The following is a 19750-nucleotide window of genomic DNA, read 5'->3' on the forward strand; positions in this document are numbered from 1 at the left end:
CATTATGAACCGCCTGCCGCGGCCCTGCTTGTTGCGCGCCGACGCGTGGACGCCGGGTGGCGGCGGTTCGGACGGCCGGTCCGGCCTGCGCGGGCGGGCAGTGCGCCGCGCCGAAAACGCAAACGGCGCACCCGCGAGGCGGGTGCGCCGTGTCGGGCGGGGCGACGCAGCGTGCGTCGCCGCCGGGCGTCAGTCCGCGTGGCCGCGGGCGAGCTTCGAATGGTGTCGCGAATACAGGAAGTAGATCACGAGGCCGATCACGAGCCAGATGCCGAACGCGGCCCACGTGACGGGCTGCAGGTTCAGCATCAGGAACAGGCACGAGCCGACCGCGAGGATCGGCACCACCGGCACGCCCGGGCAGCGGAACGCGCGCGGCAGGTCCGGATGCGTGCGGCGCAGCACGAGCACCGCGATCGACACCATCGAGAACGCGGCGAGCGTCCCGATGTTGATCAGCTCGGCGAGCACGTTGAGCGGCACGAGCGCGGCGATCAGGCCGAAGAACAGGCCGACGAGCCAGGTCGTCAGGAACGGCGTCGCGTAGCGCGGATGCACGCGCGACAGCCGCGCCGGCAGCAGCCCGTCGCGCGACATCGCGAAGATGATCCGCGTCTGGCCGTAGCTCATCACGAGGATCACGGTCAGCATGCCGAGCACCGCGCCGAGATCGATGAAGCCCGCGACCCACTTCTCGCCGGCGATCTGCAGCGCATACGAGATCGGGTGCGACACGTTCGCGTACTGGGCCGACGGCACGATGCCGGTCGCGATGGCGGCCACCGTCACGTACAGCACCGCGCACACCGCGAGCGACGCGATGATGCCGATCGGCAGGTCGCGCTTCGGATTCTTCACCTCTTCGGCGGCCGACGACACCGCATCGAAGCCGATGAACGCGAAGAACATCACGGCCGCCGCGCCGAACACGCCGTTCCAGCCGTGCGGCATGAACGGCTTCCAGTTCGCGGGCTGCACGTGGAACAGGCCGACCGCGATCACGAGCAGCACCACCGACACCTTGATGAACACCATGATGTTGTTGATGCGGGTCGACTCGCGGATGCCGATCGACAGCAGCGTCGTGATCACGAGCATCACGAGGAACGCCGGCAGGTTGAACAGCGTCGTGACGCCCGGCACCGCGCCGGGCGCGGCCGTCAGCACGGTCGGCAGCGTGAGCCCGAAGCCCTGCAGCAGCGACTGCAGGTAGCCCGACCAGCCGACCGACACGGCCGACGACGCAAGGCCGTACTCGAGCATCAGATCCCAGCCGATGATCCACGCGACGAGTTCGCCGAGCGTCGCGTACGAATACGTGTAGATCGACCCCGCAACCGGAATCGTCGACGCGAACTCGGCATACGACAGCGCTGCGAGCCCGCATGCGATCGCGGCGATCACGAACGACAGCATCAGCGCGGGACCGGCCTGCACGGCGCCGGTGCCGGTCAGCACGAAGATGCCGGTGCCGATGATCGCGCCGATGCCGAGGAAGGTCAGGTCGATCGCGCCGAGCGCTTTCTTGAGCCCGGCGCTGTGCGCGCCGGCGATCATGCGATCGACGTTTTTCTTGCGGAAGAGGGACATTGCGATGGATCGATCGCCAGCGCGCGCAAGCGCGGGACGCTGACTGAGTGAAAACCCGGAATTTTAGCCGATTTGGCGCGAAAGACTCGCTGCGGCGCAGCGGCGCGGCATGGAATCGTCAGATAAAACAAGCGCTTGCGCGCAACGCGCGGCGGCCGGGAACGGCGCGATGCCATTGCGGCGGCCAGGCGGGCGACATCGGGGCGATGTCGGGGCGATACGGGAGGCGTGCGGTTCGGCGAATCAGGCGCCCGATGCGGGCGCCATGTCGACGAGCTGGTTGCTCATCACGTAGAACGTGAGTTCCGCGTTGTTCGACAGCCGCATCTTCTCGAGCAGTCGCGACCGGTACACGCTGACCGTCTTCACCGACAGCGACAGCGTGTTCGCGATGTCGGTGAGCCGCTTGCCCGACGCGAGCATGCAGAGCGTCTGGTATTCGCGGTCGGACAGCTTCTCGTGCGGCAGCGGCTCGTTCTCGAACGACACGTATTCGGCGAGCGCCTCGGCCATCGCCGGGCTCACGTACTTGCGGCCAGCCGCGACCTGCTGGATCGCGCCGATCATCTGCGCGGCGTTCACCGTCTTCGACAGGTAGCCGGCCGCGCCGGCCTTCAGCGCGCGCACCGCGTACTGATCCTCGCGGTACATCGAGAACATCAGCACCGGCGTGCCCGGCAGCTTGCGCTTGATGCGCTTGAGCACCTCGATGCCGTTCGTGTCGGGCAGCGAGATGTCGAGCAGGATCACGTCGAACGTCTGCCGGTCGACGGCGGCCACCGCGTCGCTGCCGTTCTCGGCCTCGGTCACGTCGCGGGCGACGCCGCGGTCGATCAGCAGGTGGCGGATGCCTTGCCGGACGATCGCATGATCGTCCACGAGCAGAATGTTCAGGCTCATGACGACCTCACGAACGCGACGCGTGGCGCGCCGCGGCGGGCACCGCGAACAGCGAGTCCCACGCCAGCCGCGCGGCGACGCGCGTGCCGCGGCCGGATGCCGGCGCGGCCGCTTCGAAGCTGCCGCCGAACGCTTCGCAGCGTGCACGCATGCCGGCGAGGCCGTAGCCGGTGCGACGGCCGCGGGCGAAACCGGTCCCATCGTCGGTTACGATCAGCGCCAGATGCGTGCGGTTCGTCTCGATCCGCACGTCGACGGACGTGGCGCGCGCGTGCTTCGCGACGTTCGACAGCGCTTCCTGCGCGACGCGGAAGATCGCGAGCGCGCTGGCGCCGGCGAGTTGCGTGAGCCGCGCATCGGCCGCGCACACGAAGCTCGTGCGCAGGCCGGTGCGGGCCGCGTGGCTGTCGACCCAGGCCGACAGCGCGCCGACGAGCCCGCCGTCGAGCGCGGGCGTGTCGCGTTCGTCGATCAGCCGGCGATTCGCATCGGTCGCGGAGTCGAGCGCGCGCTGCGCCAGCTCGAGCGCGCGCAGGCAGCCTTCCGGCGCGTCGGCCGGCAACCACGTGTGGATATTGGCGAGCGCGAAACGCGCAGCGGTGAGTTCGGCGCCGAGGCCGTCGTGCAGTTCGCCGGCCAGATGGCGGCGGGCCGCTTCGTCGGCGACCATCAGTTGCGCGGACAGCGCCGCGACGCGTGCGTCGCACGCATCGGGTTCGGGCAGGGCGTCGGCCATGGGCACAGTCGCGGCGCAACCGTGCGCGAGCTGTCGCGACGGGAACGGGGCGTGGGCGCCCGGGGGCGCGTTGAGCGACGTATCCATGACTCTCCCTGCTGTCAGAAAGCGGTTCAGGCACCGGCCGGCTGCGCGGGTCGGCTGCCGTTTCGACGACGGCACCGCCGGAGAATCGTCGCGACCCGAGGTAACAAAAGTTACATCTTGTAACGACTAATTCCGACCCTTAAATGGTCGTTCCGGTCACGACCGCGCGGGCCGAATAATATCTCAAAAATGCGGAAAAGGTCATGTCAGGCGGACATTTAAGGGTAAATGTGAATAATCGGAATGAAGATTCTGTAGGAAAAACACCGACATGAAAGCGCCGCCCGGCGCGTATCCAAATGTAACTATTTGAGATGACATGGTCCCAGTTTGTTACGAATTCGCCAAGCAGGGACGAAAAAAAACCGGAGCTTTTGCTCCGGTTCTTGATGCGGCACAAATAGGGCCTGTTCCCGCTAATAACGGGCTTGCGAACGTGCCTTGCCGGCTGTAGTGCAAGGAGTGAGGAGCGCCGTTTGGCCGAGCCAAACAAGCGACGAACGACGCCGCAATACGGCCGGCAAGGCGCGTTCCCCTGTTGGAAAATTCATTCGTGGGGCTGGCCGTCAGAAGGGCCGATCGCTGCGTCATGCTCCTCGCGAATACGTCGAGTATTCGCTTCGTCGCAATCCTGGCGCTCGGCCCTTCTGACGGCCAGCGCAAGCCCGTTATTAGCGGGAACAGGCCCTTAGGGAACGATCAGTCCACGAAGGCGCGCTCGATCACGTAGTGACCCGGCGCGCTGTTCTTGCCTTCAACCAGGCCGGCCTGCTTCAGCAGATCGGTCGTGTCCTTCAGCATCGCGGTGCTGCCGCACAGCATCACGCGGTCGTTTTCCGGCGAGAACGGCGGCACGTCGAGATCCGTGAACAGCTTGCCCGTCGCGATCAGGTCGGTGATCCGGCCCTCGTTGTCGAACGCTTCGCGCGTGACGGTCGGGTAGTAGACGAGCTTTTCCTTGATGATGTCACCCAGGTACTCGTGGCCCGGCAGGTCGTGCTTGATGAAGTCCATGTACGCCAGCTCGCCCTTCAGGCGGCAGGTGTGCGTCAGGATCACCTTGTCGAAGCGTTCGTAGATGTCCGGGTCGCGGATGATCGACATGAACGGCGCGAGGCCGGTGCCGGTCGACAGCATCCACAGCGTCTTGCCGGGCAGCAGGTTGTCGGCGACGAGCGTGCCGGTCGGCTTCTTGCCGATCAGCACCGGGTCGCCCACCTTCAGATGCTGCAGGCGCGACGTCAGCGGGCCGTTCTGGACCTTGATGCTGAAGAATTCGAGATGCTCTTCGTAGTTCGGGCTGACGATCGAGTAGGCGCGCGCGAGCGGCTTGCCGTCGACTTCGAGCCCGACCATCGTGAATTCGCCGTTGTTGAAGCGCAGGCTCGGCTCACGGGTGCAGGTGAAGCTGAAAAGCGTGTCGGTCCAGTGATGGACGGATTGGACGGTGGCGGTGTCGTATTTGCTCATGGCTTTGAAAACGGACGCGCGTGGCGAACGCGTGTAACGGGCCCAAAAACGGGCAAAAAAAACCGAGTGCGTCGGCCCGATCACGGATCGGCCGGCCGGCGCGTCGGACACGCGCCTCTCGATGACAGACGTTTGAGGAACCCCTTATTTTACCCTGCTTGGGGCAGATGCGGGCTTGACCCGCGCGGCTGCGCGGATTTAGCGCAACGCATTATTTCAATCAGCTTTCAACGATCGGCCGCGAGCTTCGCGCCGAGGCCGACGAGCGCGGCGCCGCACAGTGCGTCGAGCGGGCGCCGCACGCGCCGGTAGCCGCGCTGCGCGCGCGGGCTCGCGAACAGGAATGCGACGCACGAATACCAGCCGGCCGACAGCACGCCGATCGTCACCAGCACCGCGCCGTTGAACCACAGCGGCACGTGCGCGGGCAGCATCGCCGCGAACACGCTGGTCCAGAACGCGCACGACTTCGGATTGGTCAGGCAGGTGACGAGGCCGCTGCGATACGCGCGCAGGTAGTCGCGCGCCTGCAGCGCGGCCAGCGGCGTACCGTCGTCCGGCGTGTCGGCCGGCGGCGGATCGCGACGCACGCCCGAGCGCAGCAGCTTGAAGCCGAAATACACGAGATACACGGCGCCGCCGATCCGGATCGTCTCGTACAGCCATTCGACCTGGTGCAGCACGGCCGCGAGGCCGAGCATCGCGAGCGTCGCCCACGCAACCGAGGCGGTGCCGACGCCGAGCGCCGAGGCGGCGCCCAGGCTGCGCCGCCCGGCGAGCGACAGCTGCGAGATCATGAAGAAGTTCGGGCCGGGCGTGATCGCCGCGACGAGATAGACGACGGCGATTTGCAGCAGGATCGGCAGGTAGGTCATGGCGGCGCGGCGACAAGGCGGGAAGACGACAAACCGTTACTGTAGCGCGCGTCGCGCGGCCGCGCTGCGCGTTACCGCGGATCGAGGCGCAGGCGCGCGATATACGGCAGGTGATCCGACAGCCACGCGGTTTCGCCGGACGGCGCCTGCCATTCGAGCGGCGTCAGCCCGCGCACGAACATCTTGTCGAGCGCGAGCGCCGGCGAGAACGCGGGGAAGGTGCGGCCCGACTGGCCGAGCAGCGTCGCGACTTCGGACATCCCGATTTCGCCGAACAGCGCGACCGAATCGTTGCGCCAGTCGTTGAAGTCGCCGGCGAGCACGAGCGGGCCGTCGCCTGCGTTGCGCACGATCCAGTGCGCGATCCAGTGCATCTGGCGCAGCCGCGCCGCGCGCGTGAGCGCGAGGTGTGCGCACAGCAGCGTGACGGGCCGCGAGCCGGCAAGCGTCGCGCGCGCGACCAGCAGCCCGCGCCGCTCGAAGCGGTGCGCGGAGATGTCCCAGCGGCCGCCGAGGTCGAGCGGGTGCGGCGACAGGATCGCATTGCCGTGCCGCCACGACGGCTTGAACACGTTCGGACCGAGTGCGATCTTCCAGTCGAGCGCGTGCGCGATCTCGGTGGCCTGGCAGTGCCACACGTCGTCGCCCGCGTCGTCCATCGGCGCGCCGAAGCCGGGCGCGAGCACCGGGCGCGGCATGCGGCGCGCCATCGCTTCCTGCAGAAAATACACGTCGGCGTGCGTCGACTGCATCCAGTTGCGCATCGCGTTCCACGCGGTGAAGCCGAGCGGCGAGCGGCCCTTGTGCAGGTTCCAGCTCACCGCGGTGATTTCGTCGGGCGCGCTGTGCGGTTCGGCGAACGGCAGGGACAAGGCGTCGGCGGACATGGCGTTCAGTCCTTCGCGACGTGCGCTCGCACGCGGTAGACGAGGTGCGGATGCTGCTCGACGAGGGTCCAGTCGGTCCACGCATCGCTGCCGACCGCGAGGCCCGGATGGCTCGCGACGATCTGCCGCGGCGACACGGGCAGGCACGGATCGCTGCGCGTCGCGGTTTCGTCGTCGAGCGTTTCCTGCACGTCGAGCGCGAGCGACACGGTATGCGCGGCGTCGTCGACCGACAGCGGCGCGACGGTCACCGAGCGCGAGCGCTCGGTCGGCACGACGCGCGCGGCATTGCCGCAGCCGACGGGCACGGCGGACGGATAGCGATGGGTGTCGGTGCGGGTCTGACCCACGGTGGTGCGCTGCTGGAACGTGTCGATCGTCTGACCGTCGCGCACCACCTGGATCTCCCACGCGACGACGGCCGGTGCGGGGCTCTGCGCATGGGCCGCGAGCGCGACGCTCGCGAGCAGGACGGCCAGGCCGTGTTTCAGCATGAAACTTCTCCGGAAACGCGGGGTAGCGGGGAACGGACGCACATCTTACGCCCGATCGATTTCGACGGTGGTGTGACCGGGCGCGTCGCGACAGGTTCGTCGCACGATCCGGTCCTGATCGAAAGGTCGGTGCGCGTCACGTGTTTTCAAGCCAGAAAGCGCGCGAACTCCGCAACGGGCGCGCGTTCGGTGACGAGGCGGTTCTCGATCGCGTCCGGATCCGCATGGCCGAGCGACATCCCGCAGACGAGCTGTTCGTTGGCCGGCATCCCGAGATGCTCGGCGACGATCCGGTGAAACGGCACGAACGCGGCCTGCGGGCAGGTGTCGAGGCTGCGGGCGCGCGCGGCCGTCATCACGCCCTGCAGGAACATGCCGCAGTCGAGCCATGCGCCGTGCGTCATCACGCGATCGAGCGCGAAGAACAGCGCGACCGGCGCATCGAAGAAGCGGAAGTTACGCGCGTGCTGCGCGTGCATGCGCGTCTTTTCGTCGCGGCCGATGTTCAATAACCCATACAGGTCCCAGCCGACCTTGCGGCGCCGGTCGATATACGGCGACACCCATTCACGCGGGTAGTAATCGTATTCGGCGACGTATTTCTCGTCGCGGGCCGGATCCTCGTAGGCCGTCGTGAGCGCGGCCGCGAGTGCGTCGCGGGTCGCGCCGGTCGCGACATAGACGCGCCACGGCTGGATGTTGGTGCCCGACGGCGCGCGGCTCGCGGCTTCGAGGATCGCCTCGAGCGTGTCGCGCGGCACGGGCGTCGGCAGGAACGCGCGAATCGCGCGGCGCGACTTGAGCGCGGCGTCGACCGGATGAGTGGCGTCGGTATCGACGTGCGGGGAGGCGGCGGGGACGGACATCGGCAACCCTTCGGAACGAGGCGCGCGGCGCCGCGCGGGCGCCGTCGGCGAAGCCGGCGCGAAGGCCGGTGAACTTTCGATCATACGCCGCGCCGCACGACGCTGCAGTGCGCACGCGGTGTTAGCAGCAGACTCGGTCGGCTGCTTGCTTGCACGCGGATGCGGGATCGCTACACTGAAATCGTAAGGGTCTGATGGTTGTGTGACGGCAGCGGTAGCGAGGTTGGTATGACGACGGCGATGGTGAAGCAGGAACTGGCGGTGGCGTCCTTCAGCACGGTGTACGACCTCGAACAGGTCGAGACGGCGCTGAGTGACCTGAACGAAAGCGCGAGCGACGCACTGCGCGCGACCTACGAGCGAATGCTCAAGACCGGCAATCTGCGCTTTTGCATGAAGCCGAACCGGATGCCGTCGTTCGACGAGCTGGAGGACGCGCTGCCCAATTTCGTCGAGCCGCTCGGCGACGTGCGCAAGCAGGTCGCGCTGTGTCTCGAGACGGAGGACCGGCTCGAACTGATGCCGATCCTGCTGCTCGGGCCGCCCGGCATCGGCAAGACGCATTTCGCGAAAGCGCTCGCGCAACTGCTCGGCACCGCGTACCACTACGTGCCGATGAGTTCGCTCACGGCCGGCTGGATCCTGTCGGGCGCCTCGTCGCAATGGAAGAACGCGAAGCCCGGCAAGGTGTTCGAGGCGCTCGTCAACGGCAGCTACGCGAACCCGGTGATCGCGGTCGACGAAATCGACAAGGCCGGCAGCGACGCGCAATACGATCCGCTCGGTGCGCTGTACGCGCTGCTCGAGCACGACACCGCACGCGCGTTCGTCGACGAATTCGCCGAAGTGCCGATCGATGCGGGCAACGTGATCTGGATCGCGACCGCGAACGATGCGCAGTCGATTCCCGAGCCGCTGCTGAACCGGATGAACGTGTACGAGATCGCGCCGCCCGACGCGGCCGGCGCGCGCCGGATCGCGCAGACGATCTACGACGAGATCCGCACGTCGCACGCGTGGGGGCGGCGCTTCCCCGCCACGCTCGACGACGACGCGCTCGACGTGCTGGCCGCGACGCCGCCGCGTACCATGCGCCGCGCGCTGCTGCATGCGTTCGGCGCCGCGCGGCTCGACGGCCGCGACGTGATCGCGCCGTCCGACATCCGCGCGGACGAGGGGGCGGCGAAGCGCCGGCCGATCGGATTCTGAGCCGGCGCCGCGCGTCGGCGGGGGACGCACCGGGGATCCCGGCGCGCCCGCGTGTGCCGATGCACATGCGTTCTGCAGGCGGGCTAACCGGGACGTACAATTCCTTTCTCTCCCCTCGACGCGTCAGCGACGCGAAACGCCATGGAGCAGACGGATTGTGTGGTGATCGGTGCGGGTGTCGTCGGTCTCGCGATTGCGCGGGAACTGGCCGCACGCGGGCGCGAGACGATCGTGCTCGAGGCGGCCGACGCGATCGGCACGGGCACGAGTTCGCGCAACAGCGAGGTGATCCATGCGGGGCTCTACTACCCGCGCGGTTCGCTGAAGGCGACGTCGTGCGTGCGCGGGCGCGATCTGCTGTACGAATTCTGCGACACGCATCATGTGCCGCATCGGCGCGTGGGCAAGCTGCTCGTCGCGACGAACGCGGCGCAGGTGAAGCAACTGAAGGCGATCGCCGCGCGCGCGGCGGAAAATGGCGTGTTCGACCTGCTGCCGCTCACGCGCACGGACGCGCAGGCACTCGAGCCCGCGCTCGAATGCGTGGAGGCGCTGTTCTCGCCCGCCACCGGCATCGTCGACAGCCATCAGCTGATGCTCGCGCTGCTCGGCGACGCGCAGCGCCACGGCGCGATGTGCGCGCTGAAATCCCCGGTCGAGTCGATCGACGTGCTGCGCGGCGGCCGTTTCGTCGTGCGCACCGGCGGCGATGCACCGACCGAAATCGAGGCGGCGTGCGTGATCAACAGCGCGGGCCTCGGCGCGCAGGCGCTCGCACGTCGCACGCGCGGGCTCGATCCGCGCTGGGTGCCGCCGCTCTATCTCGCGCGCGGCAACTACTTCAGCCTGTCCGGGCGCGCGCCGTTCTCGCATCTCGTCTACCCGATGCCCGACCGTGTGGGGCTCGGCGTGCACCTGACGCTCGACCTGGCCGGGCAGGCGCGCTTCGGCCCGGACGTCGAATGGGTCGACGCGCTGCGCTACGAAGTCGATCCGGCGCGCGCGCAGGCGTTCTACGCGTCGATCCGCGCGTACTGGCCGGCATTGCCCGACGACGCGCTGCGGCCGGCCTATGCGGGGATCCGGCCGAAGCTCGCGGGGCCCGGCGAGCCGCCGGCCGACTTCATCGTGCAGGGTGCGGCGCAGCACGGCGTGCGCGGGCTCGTGAACCTGTTCGGCATCGAGTCGCCGGGGCTGACCGCATCGCTCGCGCTCGCACAGCGAGTGGGCGACATGACGTCGCATGCATGACGCCGCGGCCCGCAGCCGTGTGAAGCCGGGCGTGCGAAATCCCGTGCGGCGCCCCGTGTGAAATCCCTTATCTCCGGCATTTCGGCGCGCACATTTGTGCGCTTGAGCGTTATTCTGTTGAACGGCCGTCGCCAGAGCGGCTTTCAAACCAATAACGTTGGAGCGAGTCCCCCATGAAAACAACCCGTCGGAGTTTCCTGATCACGAGCATTGGTGCCGTGTCCGCGCTGGCGCTGTCGCGTGAAGCGCTGGCCGATGCGCCGATGCTGTCGGAAACGGATCCGACCGCCGTGGCGCTCGGCTACAAGGCCGATGCCACGAAGGTCGACAAGGCGAAGTATCCGAAGTACGCAGCGGGCCAGGATTGCGCGGCCTGCATGCTGTACCAGGGCAAGAAGGGTTCGGCTTCGGGCCCGTGCGGCGCTTTCCCCGGCAAGCAGGTGTCGGCGAAGGGCTGGTGCAGCGCATTCTCGAAGATGGGCTGACGTCCGGCGGCATCGTGCGATGCCGCAATGTGGCGAAAACCGCAAAACGCCTGCCGTCGAAAGACGGCGGGCGTTTTTATTGCTTGAAAACGGTTCCGTCGCTTTCTACACTCGCTGCAAACCAGCGCGGCGCGGCCACCCCGCGGGCTGCGCCACTCGACATGGCGAATTCACGAGGACGAGGCACGCATGGCGACGATTGCGAATTCATCGAAAACGATCCGGCCTGAGCGTGCGCTGAACCGGCGCGCGGTGGCGGCGGCCGTGATCGGCAATGCGCTCGAATGGTACGACTTCACGGTGTTCGGCTTCATGACGGTCGTGATCGCCGAGCTGTTCTTCCCGACGTCCAGTGAATATTCATCGCTGTTGCTGACCACCGCGACGTTCGGCGTCGCGTTCTTCATGCGCCCGATCGGCGGCATCGTGTTCGGGCTGTACGCGGACCGTGCAGGCCGCAAGGCCGCGCTGTCGCTCGTGATCCTGCTGATGACGGCCGGCATCTTCCTGCTCGCCGTTGCGCCGCCGTATGCGGCGATCGGCATCGGCGGCCCGATCATGATCGTGCTCGGCCGCCTGCTGCAGGGCTTCTCCGCCGGCGGCGAATTCGGCAGTGCGACGGCATTGCTGATCGAGGCCGCCCCGTTCTCGAAACGCGGTTTCTACGGCAGCTGGCAGATGGCGAGCCAGGCTGCCGCGCTGCTGATCGGCGCGCTCGTCGGCGCGGCCGTCACGCGCGGGCTGTCGCCCGACGCGCTGCGCAGCTGGGGCTGGCGCGTGCCGTTCGTCCTCGGGCTCGTGATCGGCCCGATCGGTTTCTACATCCGCCGTCATCTCGCCGATTCCGAAGCGTTCCTGCACGCACAGCAAAGCGCGCGCCGCGCGACGCTCGGCGAGGTGTTCACGCGCCATCCGCGCGAAGTGCTGTGCGGGCTCGGCTCGGTGATCGCGCTGACCGTGACGATCTACGTGCTGATCAGCTATCTGCCGACCTTCGCGGTGAAGCAGCTGAAGCTGCCGTATGCGCAATCGTTCTACGCTGTGATCGTCGGCAACCTGCTGCTGATGGTGCTGTCGCCGATCGCCGGTGCATGGTCGGACCGCATCGGCCGCAAGGGGCTGTCGCTGTGGTCGCTCGTGCTGACGCTCGCACTGATGTATCCGCTCTTCGCATGGCTCGACGCGGCGCCGAGCATCGGCCGGCTGATCGCGGTGCAGGCCGTGCTGTCGGTCACGCTCGCGGGCTATTACGGGCCGTTCGGCGCGATGATCGCCGAGCTGTTTCCGGCGAACGTGCGCTCGACCGGGCTGTCGATCGCCTACAACGTCGCGGTGATGCTGTTCGGCGGCTTCGGCCAGTTCATCGTCACGTGGCTGATCAAGGTCACGGGCACGCCGCTCGCGCCGACCTATTACGTGATGGCGGGGCTCGCGCTGTCGATCGTCGCGGTCGCGTTCGTCCCCGCGCGCAGCGCGGATCTCGACGCGCCGGCGTGACGGTCGATTGCCGTTCCGCCATCGTTGCGAAAGCTGCAACGATGGGCGGCTGCGGCCGGGAAAATGCGTGGCGCGCGTTCGCGTACACGTATGAAATGTTTAGTTGTCGAAGGAAACATGCGCGGGATGAACGAAACGGTCGTTGGCGCGCGCAGAGGCACTTTTCGCGTGTGCAAAACATCCGCAAAAACCCGTGTGGGCGCGGCGAGAAGAGTTTTTTCTCCAGCTTGTTGCAGCATCGGTAGCTCAAGTAATATCCGCGTACCCGGCCCCCTGGGGGACCGGTTCCGATCTGGAGACCTGGAGGAAACATGGAATACAACCGTCTGTTGCACACCCTGCGTGTTACCGCCATTGCAGGCGTGGCAGCGGCATCGCTCGGCGTCGCGGGTTCTGCATTCGCACAGATCCCGAACAAAACGCTCGTCTACTGCTCAGAAGGCAGCCCGGCGGGTTTTGATTCCGCGCAATTCACGACCGGCGTCGATTTCACGGCGTCGACGTTCACGATCTACAACCGCCTCGTCGAATTCGAACGCGGCGGCACCAAGGTCGAGCCGGGCCTCGCCGAGAAGTGGGACGTGTCGCCGGACGGCAAGGTCTACACGTTCCATCTGCGTCATGGCGTGAAGTTCCACACGACCGACTTCTTCAAGCCGACGCGCGAATTCAACGCGGACGACGTCGTGTTCACGTTCGAGCGCATGCTCGATCCGAACCAGCCGTTCCGCAAGGCCTACCCGGTGTCGTTCCCGTACTTCACCGACATGGGCCTCGACAAGCTGATCACGAAGGTCGAGAAGGTCGATCCGTACACCGTGAAGTTCACGCTGGCCCAGCCGAATGCGCCGTTCATCCAGAACATGGCGATGGAATTCGCGTCGATCCTGTCGGCCGAATACGCGGATCAGCTGATGAAGGCAGGCAAGGCCGCCGACATCAACCAGAAGCCGATCGGCACGGGCCCGTTCATCTTCCGCAGCTACACGAAGGACGCGACGATCCGTTTCGACGGCAATCCTGATTACTGGAAGAAGGGCGCCGTGAAGATCTCGAAGCTGATCTTCTCGATCACGCCCGACCCGGGCGTGCGCGTGCAGAAGATCAAGCGCGACGAATGCCAGGTGATGAGCTACCCGCGTCCGGCCGACATCGCGACGCTGAAGGCCGACTCGGGCATCGACATGCCGTCGCAGCCGGGCTTCAACCTCGGCTACCTCGCGTACAACGTCGAGCACAAGCCGGTCGACAAGCTCGAAGTGCGTGAAGCGCTCGACATGGCGATCAACAAGAAGGCGATCCTCGAGTCCGTCTACCAGGGTGCAGGCCAGGCCGCGACCGCGCCGATGCCGCCGACCCAATGGTCGTACGACAAGAACCTGAAGATGCCCGCATACGACACCGCGAAGGCGAAGGCGCTGCTCGCGAAGGCCGGCTATCCGAACGGTTTCGACATCTCGCTGTGGGCGATGCCGGTGCAGCGCGCATACAACCCGAACGCGCGCCTGATGGCCGAGATGATCCAGGCCGACTGGGCGAAGATCGGCGTGAAGGCGAAGATCGTCACGTACGAGTGGGGTGAGTACATCAAGCGTGCGCACTCGGGCGAGCAGGACACGATGCTGATCGGCTGGACGGGCGACAACGGCGACCCCGACAACTGGCTCGGCACGCTGCTCGGCTGCGAAGCGATCAAGGGCAACAACTTCTCGCACTGGTGCTACAAGCCGTTCGACGACCTGATCCAGAAGGGGCGCACGACGACGGGCCAGGACGCGCGCACGAAGATCTACATGCAGGCTCAGCAGATCTTCGCGCAGCAGCTGCCGTTCTCGCCGATCGCGAACTCGACGGTCTACCAGCCGGTACGCAAGAACGTGGTCGACATGCGCATCGAGCCGCTCGGCTATGCCCGCTTCGACGGTGTCGGCGTGAAGTAATACGGCCCGTATAAGCTGTCTACGAAGACTGGCTAACTCATCCGGCGGCGGGAAGCCAAAAGCTTCCCGTCGCCGGTCGCACATTTCCCACGAGAAAATACGAGACGCATCATGTTCAGATTCGTGTTGCGCCGCGTGGGCATGGTGATCCCGACGTTCATCGGCATCACCATCCTGGCGTTTGCGCTGATTCACCTGATACCGGGCGACCCCATCGAAGTGATGATGGGCGAGCGCGGCGTCGATCCCGCGATGCATGCGGAGGCAATGAAACGCCTCGGGCTCGACCAGCCGCTGCCGATGCAGTATCTCCACTACATCGGCCGTGCGCTGCACGGCGATCTCGGCACGTCGATCATCACCAACACGAGCGTCGCGGGCGAATTCTTCGCACGCTTCCCGGCGACCGTCGAATTGTCGCTGTGCGCGCTCGTGTTCGCGCTTGCCGTCGGCCTGCCGGCCGGCGTGATCGCCGCGCTGCGGCGCGGCTCGATCGTCGATCACGGCGTGATGGGCACCGCGCTCACCGGCTACTCGATGCCGATCTTCTGGTGGGGGCTGATCCTCATCATGGTGTTTTCGTCGTACCTCGGCTGGACGCCCGTGTCGGGCCGTATCGCGGTCGAATACGACTTCCCGCACCCGACGGGCTTCATGCTGATCGACGCGTTGCTCGCGCCGGACGAAGGCTCGTTCAAGTCGGCGGTCAGCCACCTGATCCTGCCCGCGATCGTGCTCGGCACGATTCCGCTCGCGGTGATCGCGCGGATGACGCGCTCGTCGATGCTCGAAGTGCTGCGCGAGGACTACATCCGCACCGCCCGCGCGAAAGGGCTGTCGCCCGTGCGCGTGGTCGTCGTGCATGCGCTGCGCAATGCGCTGATCCCGGTCGTCACCGTGATCGGCCTGCAGGTCGGCACGCTGCTTGCTGGCGCGGTGCTGACCGAAACGCTCTTTTCGTGGCCCGGAGTCGGCAAGTGGCTGATCGATGCGATCAGCCGCCGCGACTATCCGGTCGTGCAGGGCGGCATCCTGTTGATCGCGACGCTCGTGATCGTCGTGAACCTGATCGTCGACCTGATGTACGGCGTGCTGAATCCGCGCATCCGCCACACGAGGTAATTCCATGAGCAATCTGCAAAATACCCTGCCGACCGAGTCCGCGCCGGCCGGCGGCCGTGCGCTCGCGCTGCGCGAGTTCTGGGCCAACTTCTCGCGCAACCGCGGCGCCGTCGGCGCCGGCGTCATCGTGCTCGTGCTGGTCCTGGTCGCGCTCCTCGCGCCGCTGATCGCGCCGCACAGCCCGATCGAGCAATACCGCGACTACGTGAAGATCCCGCCCGCATGGCTCGACGGCGGCAACTGGAAGTTCATCCTCGGCACCGACGAAGCGGGACGCGACATCCTTTCGCGGCTGATGTTCGGCGCACGGATGTCGTTCTGGATCGGCTTCGTATCGGTCGTGCTCGCGCTGATTCCCGGCATCGTGCTCGGGCTGGTCGCCGCGTTCTTCCAGAAGTGGGCCGACACGGCGGTGATGCGCATCATGGACGTGCTGCTCGCGCTGCCGTCGCTGCTGCTCGCGGTCGCGGTCGTCGCGATCATCGGCCCGGGCCTCACCAACACGATGTTCGCGATCGCGATCGTCGCGCTGCCGGCCTACGTGCGCCTCACGCGCGCATCGGCGCTCGGCGAACTGCAGAAGGAGTACGTGACGGCGTCGCGCGTGGCCGGTGCCGGCACGCTGCGCCTGATGTTCTCGCAGGTGCTGCCCAACTGCACGGCGCCGCTGATCGTGCAGGCGACGCTCGGCTTCTCGTCGGCGATTCTGGATGCGGCCGCACTCGGCTTCCTCGGCCTCGGCGTACAGCCGCCGACCGCCGAGTGGGGCGCGATGCTGGCCTCCGCACGCGACTACATCGACAACGCGTGGTGGATCGTGACGATGCCCGGCCTGTCGATCCTGATTTCGGTGCTCGCGATCAACCTGCTCGGCGACGGGCTGCGCGACGCGCTCGATCCCAAACTGAAGCGGATGGCCTGACCATGAGCCAAGATCTACTGACTATCCGCAATCTCGCGGTGAACTTCAACGGCCTGCCTGCTGTCGACCGGATCAACCTGTCGATCGCGCCGGGCGAGGTGGTGGGCGTCGTCGGCGAATCGGGCTCGGGCAAGAGCGTGACGATGATGGCGTTGATGGGCCTGATCGACGCGCCGGGCAAGGTGACGGCCGACGAGGTGTCGTTCAACGGTGTCGACCTGCTGAAGGCGTCGCCGAAGGCGCGCCGCAAGATCGTCGGCAAGGACATCGCGATGGTGTTCCAGGACGCGCTGACGAGCCTGAACCCGAGCTACACGGTCGGCTACCAGATCAAGGAGGTGCTGAAGCTGCACGAAGGCCTGCGCGGCGACGCGCTGCACCGGCGCGCGCTCGAACTGCTCGACCAGGTCGGCATTCCGGACGCGAAGAACCGCATTGCGTCGTTTCCGCACCAGATGTCGGGCGGGATGAACCAGCGCGTGATGATCGCGATGGCGGTCGCGTGCAACCCGAAGCTGCTGATCGCCGACGAGCCGACCACCGCGCTCGACGTGACGATCCAGGCGCAGATCATGGATCTGCTCGTGAAGCTGCAGAAGGAGCGCGGGATGGCGCTCGTGCTGATCTCGCACGATCTGGCCGTGGTGTCGGAGGTCGCGCAGCGCGTCGCGGTGATGTACGCGGGCGAGATCATCGAGACCAACAGCGTGCCGGACATCTTCCGTGCGCCGCATCATCCGTACACCGAAGCGCTGCTTGCCGCGATTCCCGAGCACAATAAAGGGGCGCGTCGCCTTGCCGCATTGCCCGGCATGGTGCCGGGCCGCGATGATCGCCCGTCCGGGTGCCTGTTCGCGCCGCGCTGCAAGTACGTCGTCGACGACTGCCGCAAGGCGCGTCCGGCGCTCGATGCGCTCGCGCCGGGCAACGACGCGATGCGTGCGCGCTGCATCAAGCCGCTCAATGTTTCCAACCTCGACCTGACGGGAGGCGCACGATGAATGCAGTCCATGAAACGCGTGCCACGCCGCACGACGAGGACGTCCTGGTGGCCGACGGCCTCGCGAAGCACTACACGGTCAAGCGCGGGATGTTCGGGCAGGGCACGGTGAAGGCGCTGAACGGCGTGTCGTTTTCGCTCAAGCGCGGCAAGACGCTCGCCGTCGTCGGCGAGTCGGGCTGCGGGAAATCGACGCTCGCGCGCCAGCTCACGATGATCGAGACGCCCACCGCGGGCAGTCTCGTGATCGACGGCAAGAACGTCGCCGGCGCGAACCGCGAGACGGTCGCCGACCTGCGCCGCCGCGTGCAGATGGTGTTCCAGAACCCGTTCGCGTCGCTGAACCCGCGCAAGACCGTCGAACAGACGCTGTCCGAGCCGCTCGAGATCAACGCGAACCAGACGGCCGCCGAGCGCGCGCAGCGCGTCGCGCAGATCATGCGCACGGTCGGCCTGCGGCCCGAGCACGCGAAGCGCTATCCGCACATGTTCTCGGGCGGCCAGCGCCAGCGCGTCGCGATCGCGCGCGCGATGATCCTCGATCCGCGCATCGTCGTCGCCGACGAGCCGGTGTCCGCGCTCGACGTGTCGATCCAGGCGCAGATCCTGAACCTGTTCATGGATCTGCAGGAGCAGTTCAAGACGAGCTACGTGTTCATCTCGCATAATCTGTCGGTGGTCGAACACGTTGCGGACGACGTGATGGTGATGTACTTCGGCAGCGTCGCCGAGCTCGGCGACAAGGCGACGATCTACGCACGGCCGCGCCATCCGTACACGCGTGCGCTGATGTCGGCGACGCCGGCGATCTTCGAGGAAGACCGCCGCGTCCAGATCAAGCTGCAGGGCGAGCTGCCGTCGCCGCTCAATCCGCCGTCGGGCTGCGCGTTTCACCAGCGCTGCCCGTACGCGGTCGAGCGTTGCCGCGTCGAGGAACCGCAGCTGCGCGACGTCGACGGACGCCGCGTGGCCTGCCATCGCGCCGAGGAGGTGGGGGAGGCGAATGCCTGATGTTTTGGCGGCGCGCGCGCCTGGCGTGCGCCGTTCGGGGGCTGGCAGCGCGCGCGTGATGCGCGCATGCCGCAACGCACGGCGCTGGAGCGTGCGCACGGTCACGGGCGCGGCGCTGGCTGGCGCGTGCGTGGCCGCCAGCGTGCTGGTTCCCGTCGACGCCGCGCATGCCGAAGGGCGTGCGCCGGCGAGTTCGCCGATTCGTCCGTCGCAGGTTCCGCCGCCCGGCATGAACCTGCCGGGCTTTCATGGCCCGTCCGTGTCGAACGGGACGGTCGCGCGCGGCACCGTGCGCGTGCAGCCGGCGCGCATGCCGTTCTACGTCGCGACCAAGGGCAACGTCACGCTGTACGTGCTCGGCACGCTGCACACCGGCGACCCGGTCGACTATCCGAGCCAGCAGCCGTTCCGGCCGCGCATCCTCGCGGCGCTCGCCGCGTCGCCGACGCTCGCGCTCGAACTGTCGCCGGACGATCTGCTCGAGTCGCAGGACGATGTGTCGAAGTACGGCGTGTGCCGCTACCCGTGCCTGCAGCGGCTGCTGCCCGAGCCGCTGTGGCAGCGGCTCGCGGCGCGCCTGCATGGCAATCCGGCCGCGCTCGCCGAGATCCGCCGGATGCGGCCGTGGCTCGCGGCGCTGGTCGTCGAGACCTACGATTCGCTGTCGGCCGGCCTGCAGACCGAGTTCGGCACCGAGGCGCAGTTGCAGAACGTGTACCTGAAGAAGAAGGGTGGCCGTGTGATCGGGCTCGAGACGCTCGCCGAGCAGATGCGCGCGTTCACCGGGCTGACGCTGGCCGAGCAGCGCGAAATGCTCGCGCAGGACATGGTGCAGACTCCGGCTCAGAACGCCGACGACATCAAGTCGCTGCACCGACTGTGGCAAATTGGCGACGCCGACGCGATCTCCGCGTGGGCGGTCGCGAAGAGCGAACGGCTGGCCCGTTCGAAGGCGCTGTCGGCGTCGATCGACAACAAGATCCTGTACGAGCGCAACCGGCGCTTCGTTGCACGGATGACGGCAATCGCCGCGCCGAACCGGCCGCTGTTCGTCGCGATCGGCGCGCTGCATTTGGGCGGCCCGCGCGGCGTGCTCGAATTGTTGCGCCAGCAAGGATACCGGGTCGACGCGAACTGATCGCGCCGGTCGGTCGGCGCCGATCCTCCCCTGTTTGATTGGACGTGCGCACGCGGTGTGAGAGGCCTGCGCGGCCGTGCGGGCCGATAAGGAAAACCCTTGAAGCCTCAGAAAATAGCGTTTAAAACGATTGACATCCCGTTCTGCCAATATCTATTCTTCACCCCACAAGTTGAAAAAATGAAAAGAATAGAAAAAGTTCTACGGGGTAGCAGAAATAAAGCGCGGGGTTAGCGCGTTGCCGGCACGTGATGTACGTGCCGGCCGCGG

Annotated in this window: 19 protein-coding genes; 11 read left to right on the top strand and 8 right to left on the bottom strand. The window is 66.9% G+C overall.

Annotated elements, in window-relative coordinates:
- Nucleotides 1–189 precede the first annotated feature (189 nt).
- The 8 genes from BX604_RS08355 to BX604_RS08390 all read right to left on the bottom strand — a co-directional run bounded on the left by BX604_RS08355 (nucleotide 190) and on the right by BX604_RS08390 (nucleotide 7905).
- Nucleotides 190–1590, bottom strand: a complete 1401-nt coding sequence (locus BX604_RS08355; RefSeq protein WP_098550333.1) for an amino acid permease — start codon at nucleotides 1588–1590, stop codon at nucleotides 190–192.
- A 243-nt stretch (nucleotides 1591–1833) separates the two neighbouring features.
- Nucleotides 1834–2490 (bottom strand): response regulator transcription factor RqpR, encoded by a 657-nt coding sequence (gene rqpR / locus BX604_RS08360; protein WP_098550334.1) that lies wholly within the window; start codon nucleotides 2488–2490, stop codon nucleotides 1834–1836.
- A 7-nt stretch (nucleotides 2491–2497) separates the two neighbouring features.
- A complete protein-coding gene (gene rqpS, locus BX604_RS08365) occupies nucleotides 2498–3313 on the bottom strand; it encodes a quorum system sensor histidine kinase RqpS (protein ID WP_098550335.1) in 816 nt (271 codons plus the stop codon).
- 699 nt (nucleotides 3314–4012) lie between these two features.
- Nucleotides 4013–4783 carry a ferredoxin--NADP reductase gene (locus tag BX604_RS08370; protein ID WP_098550336.1) on the bottom strand — a complete coding sequence of 257 codons (771 nt, stop codon included), beginning with the start codon at nucleotides 4781–4783 and terminating at the stop codon, nucleotides 4013–4015.
- A 227-nt stretch (nucleotides 4784–5010) separates the two neighbouring features.
- The gene (locus tag BX604_RS08375) at nucleotides 5011–5658 is read right to left on the bottom strand and encodes a LysE family translocator (protein ID WP_098550337.1); all 648 of its coding nucleotides are present in this window, start codon (nucleotides 5656–5658) and stop codon (nucleotides 5011–5013) included.
- A gap of 71 nt (nucleotides 5659–5729) precedes the next feature.
- A complete protein-coding gene (locus BX604_RS08380; RefSeq protein ID WP_098550338.1) occupies nucleotides 5730–6545 on the bottom strand; it encodes an endonuclease/exonuclease/phosphatase family protein in 816 nt (271 codons plus the stop codon).
- Between the two features lie 5 nt (nucleotides 6546–6550).
- Nucleotides 6551–7039 carry a hypothetical protein gene (locus BX604_RS08385; RefSeq protein ID WP_098550339.1) on the bottom strand — a complete coding sequence of 163 codons (489 nt, stop codon included), beginning with the start codon at nucleotides 7037–7039 and terminating at the stop codon, nucleotides 6551–6553.
- A gap of 146 nt (nucleotides 7040–7185) precedes the next feature.
- Nucleotides 7186–7905 carry a nitroreductase gene (locus tag BX604_RS08390; protein WP_098552756.1) on the bottom strand — a complete coding sequence of 240 codons (720 nt, stop codon included), beginning with the start codon at nucleotides 7903–7905 and terminating at the stop codon, nucleotides 7186–7188.
- A gap of 228 nt (nucleotides 7906–8133) precedes the next feature.
- On the opposite strand from BX604_RS08390, the gene BX604_RS08395 reads away from it, so the two are divergent.
- From BX604_RS08395 to BX604_RS08440, 11 genes are all read left to right on the top strand, one after another.
- The gene (locus tag BX604_RS08395; protein WP_098550340.1) at nucleotides 8134–9114 is read left to right on the top strand and encodes an AAA family ATPase; all 981 of its coding nucleotides are present in this window, start codon (nucleotides 8134–8136) and stop codon (nucleotides 9112–9114) included.
- A 141-nt stretch (nucleotides 9115–9255) separates the two neighbouring features.
- The gene (locus BX604_RS08400; protein ID WP_098550341.1) at nucleotides 9256–10365 is read left to right on the top strand and encodes an NAD(P)/FAD-dependent oxidoreductase; all 1110 of its coding nucleotides are present in this window, start codon (nucleotides 9256–9258) and stop codon (nucleotides 10363–10365) included.
- Nucleotides 10366–10538: 173 nt separating this feature from the next.
- A complete protein-coding gene (locus tag BX604_RS08405) occupies nucleotides 10539–10850 on the top strand; it encodes a high-potential iron-sulfur protein (RefSeq protein WP_096508481.1) in 312 nt (103 codons plus the stop codon).
- Complete coding sequence (locus BX604_RS38300; protein WP_143748013.1) at nucleotides 10823–11080, top strand: hypothetical protein; 258 nt, start codon at nucleotides 10823–10825, stop codon at nucleotides 11078–11080. Before BX604_RS08405 ends, BX604_RS38300 begins: the two co-directional genes overlap by 28 nt.
- Nucleotides 11040–12347, top strand: a complete 1308-nt coding sequence (locus tag BX604_RS08410) for an MFS transporter (RefSeq protein ID WP_098550342.1) — start codon at nucleotides 11040–11042, stop codon at nucleotides 12345–12347. Before BX604_RS38300 ends, BX604_RS08410 begins: the two co-directional genes overlap by 41 nt.
- Before the next feature lie 311 nt (nucleotides 12348–12658).
- Nucleotides 12659–14287 carry an ABC transporter substrate-binding protein gene (locus BX604_RS08415; protein WP_098550343.1) on the top strand — a complete coding sequence of 543 codons (1629 nt, stop codon included), beginning with the start codon at nucleotides 12659–12661 and terminating at the stop codon, nucleotides 14285–14287.
- A 111-nt stretch (nucleotides 14288–14398) separates the two neighbouring features.
- Nucleotides 14399–15409 carry an ABC transporter permease subunit gene (locus BX604_RS08420; protein WP_098550344.1) on the top strand — a complete coding sequence of 337 codons (1011 nt, stop codon included), beginning with the start codon at nucleotides 14399–14401 and terminating at the stop codon, nucleotides 15407–15409.
- Nucleotides 15410–15413: 4 nt separating this feature from the next.
- Nucleotides 15414–16331, top strand: a complete 918-nt coding sequence (locus tag BX604_RS08425) for an ABC transporter permease subunit (RefSeq protein WP_098550345.1) — start codon at nucleotides 15414–15416, stop codon at nucleotides 16329–16331.
- 2 nt (nucleotides 16332–16333) lie between these two features.
- On the top strand, nucleotides 16334–17332 hold the full coding sequence (locus tag BX604_RS08430; RefSeq protein ID WP_098550346.1) for an ABC transporter ATP-binding protein: 999 nt from the start codon (nucleotides 16334–16336) through the stop codon (nucleotides 17330–17332).
- Nucleotides 17329–18342: a peptide ABC transporter ATP-binding protein gene (locus BX604_RS08435; RefSeq protein ID WP_098550347.1), complete on the top strand. Its 1014-nt coding sequence runs from the start codon at nucleotides 17329–17331 to the stop codon at nucleotides 18340–18342. The genes BX604_RS08430 and BX604_RS08435 overlap by 4 nt, the downstream gene beginning before the upstream one ends.
- Entirely contained in the window at nucleotides 18335–19480 is a 1146-nt protein-coding gene (locus BX604_RS08440) for a TraB/GumN family protein (RefSeq protein WP_098550348.1), read from the top strand. The genes BX604_RS08435 and BX604_RS08440 overlap by 8 nt, the downstream gene beginning before the upstream one ends.
- Nucleotides 19481–19750: the final 270 nt, after the last annotated feature.

Origin of the sequence: Burkholderia sp. JKS000303 (assembly GCF_002563755.1) — a bacterium.
In the GTDB taxonomy this organism is placed as follows: domain Bacteria; phylum Pseudomonadota; class Gammaproteobacteria; order Burkholderiales; family Burkholderiaceae; genus Burkholderia; species Burkholderia anthina_B.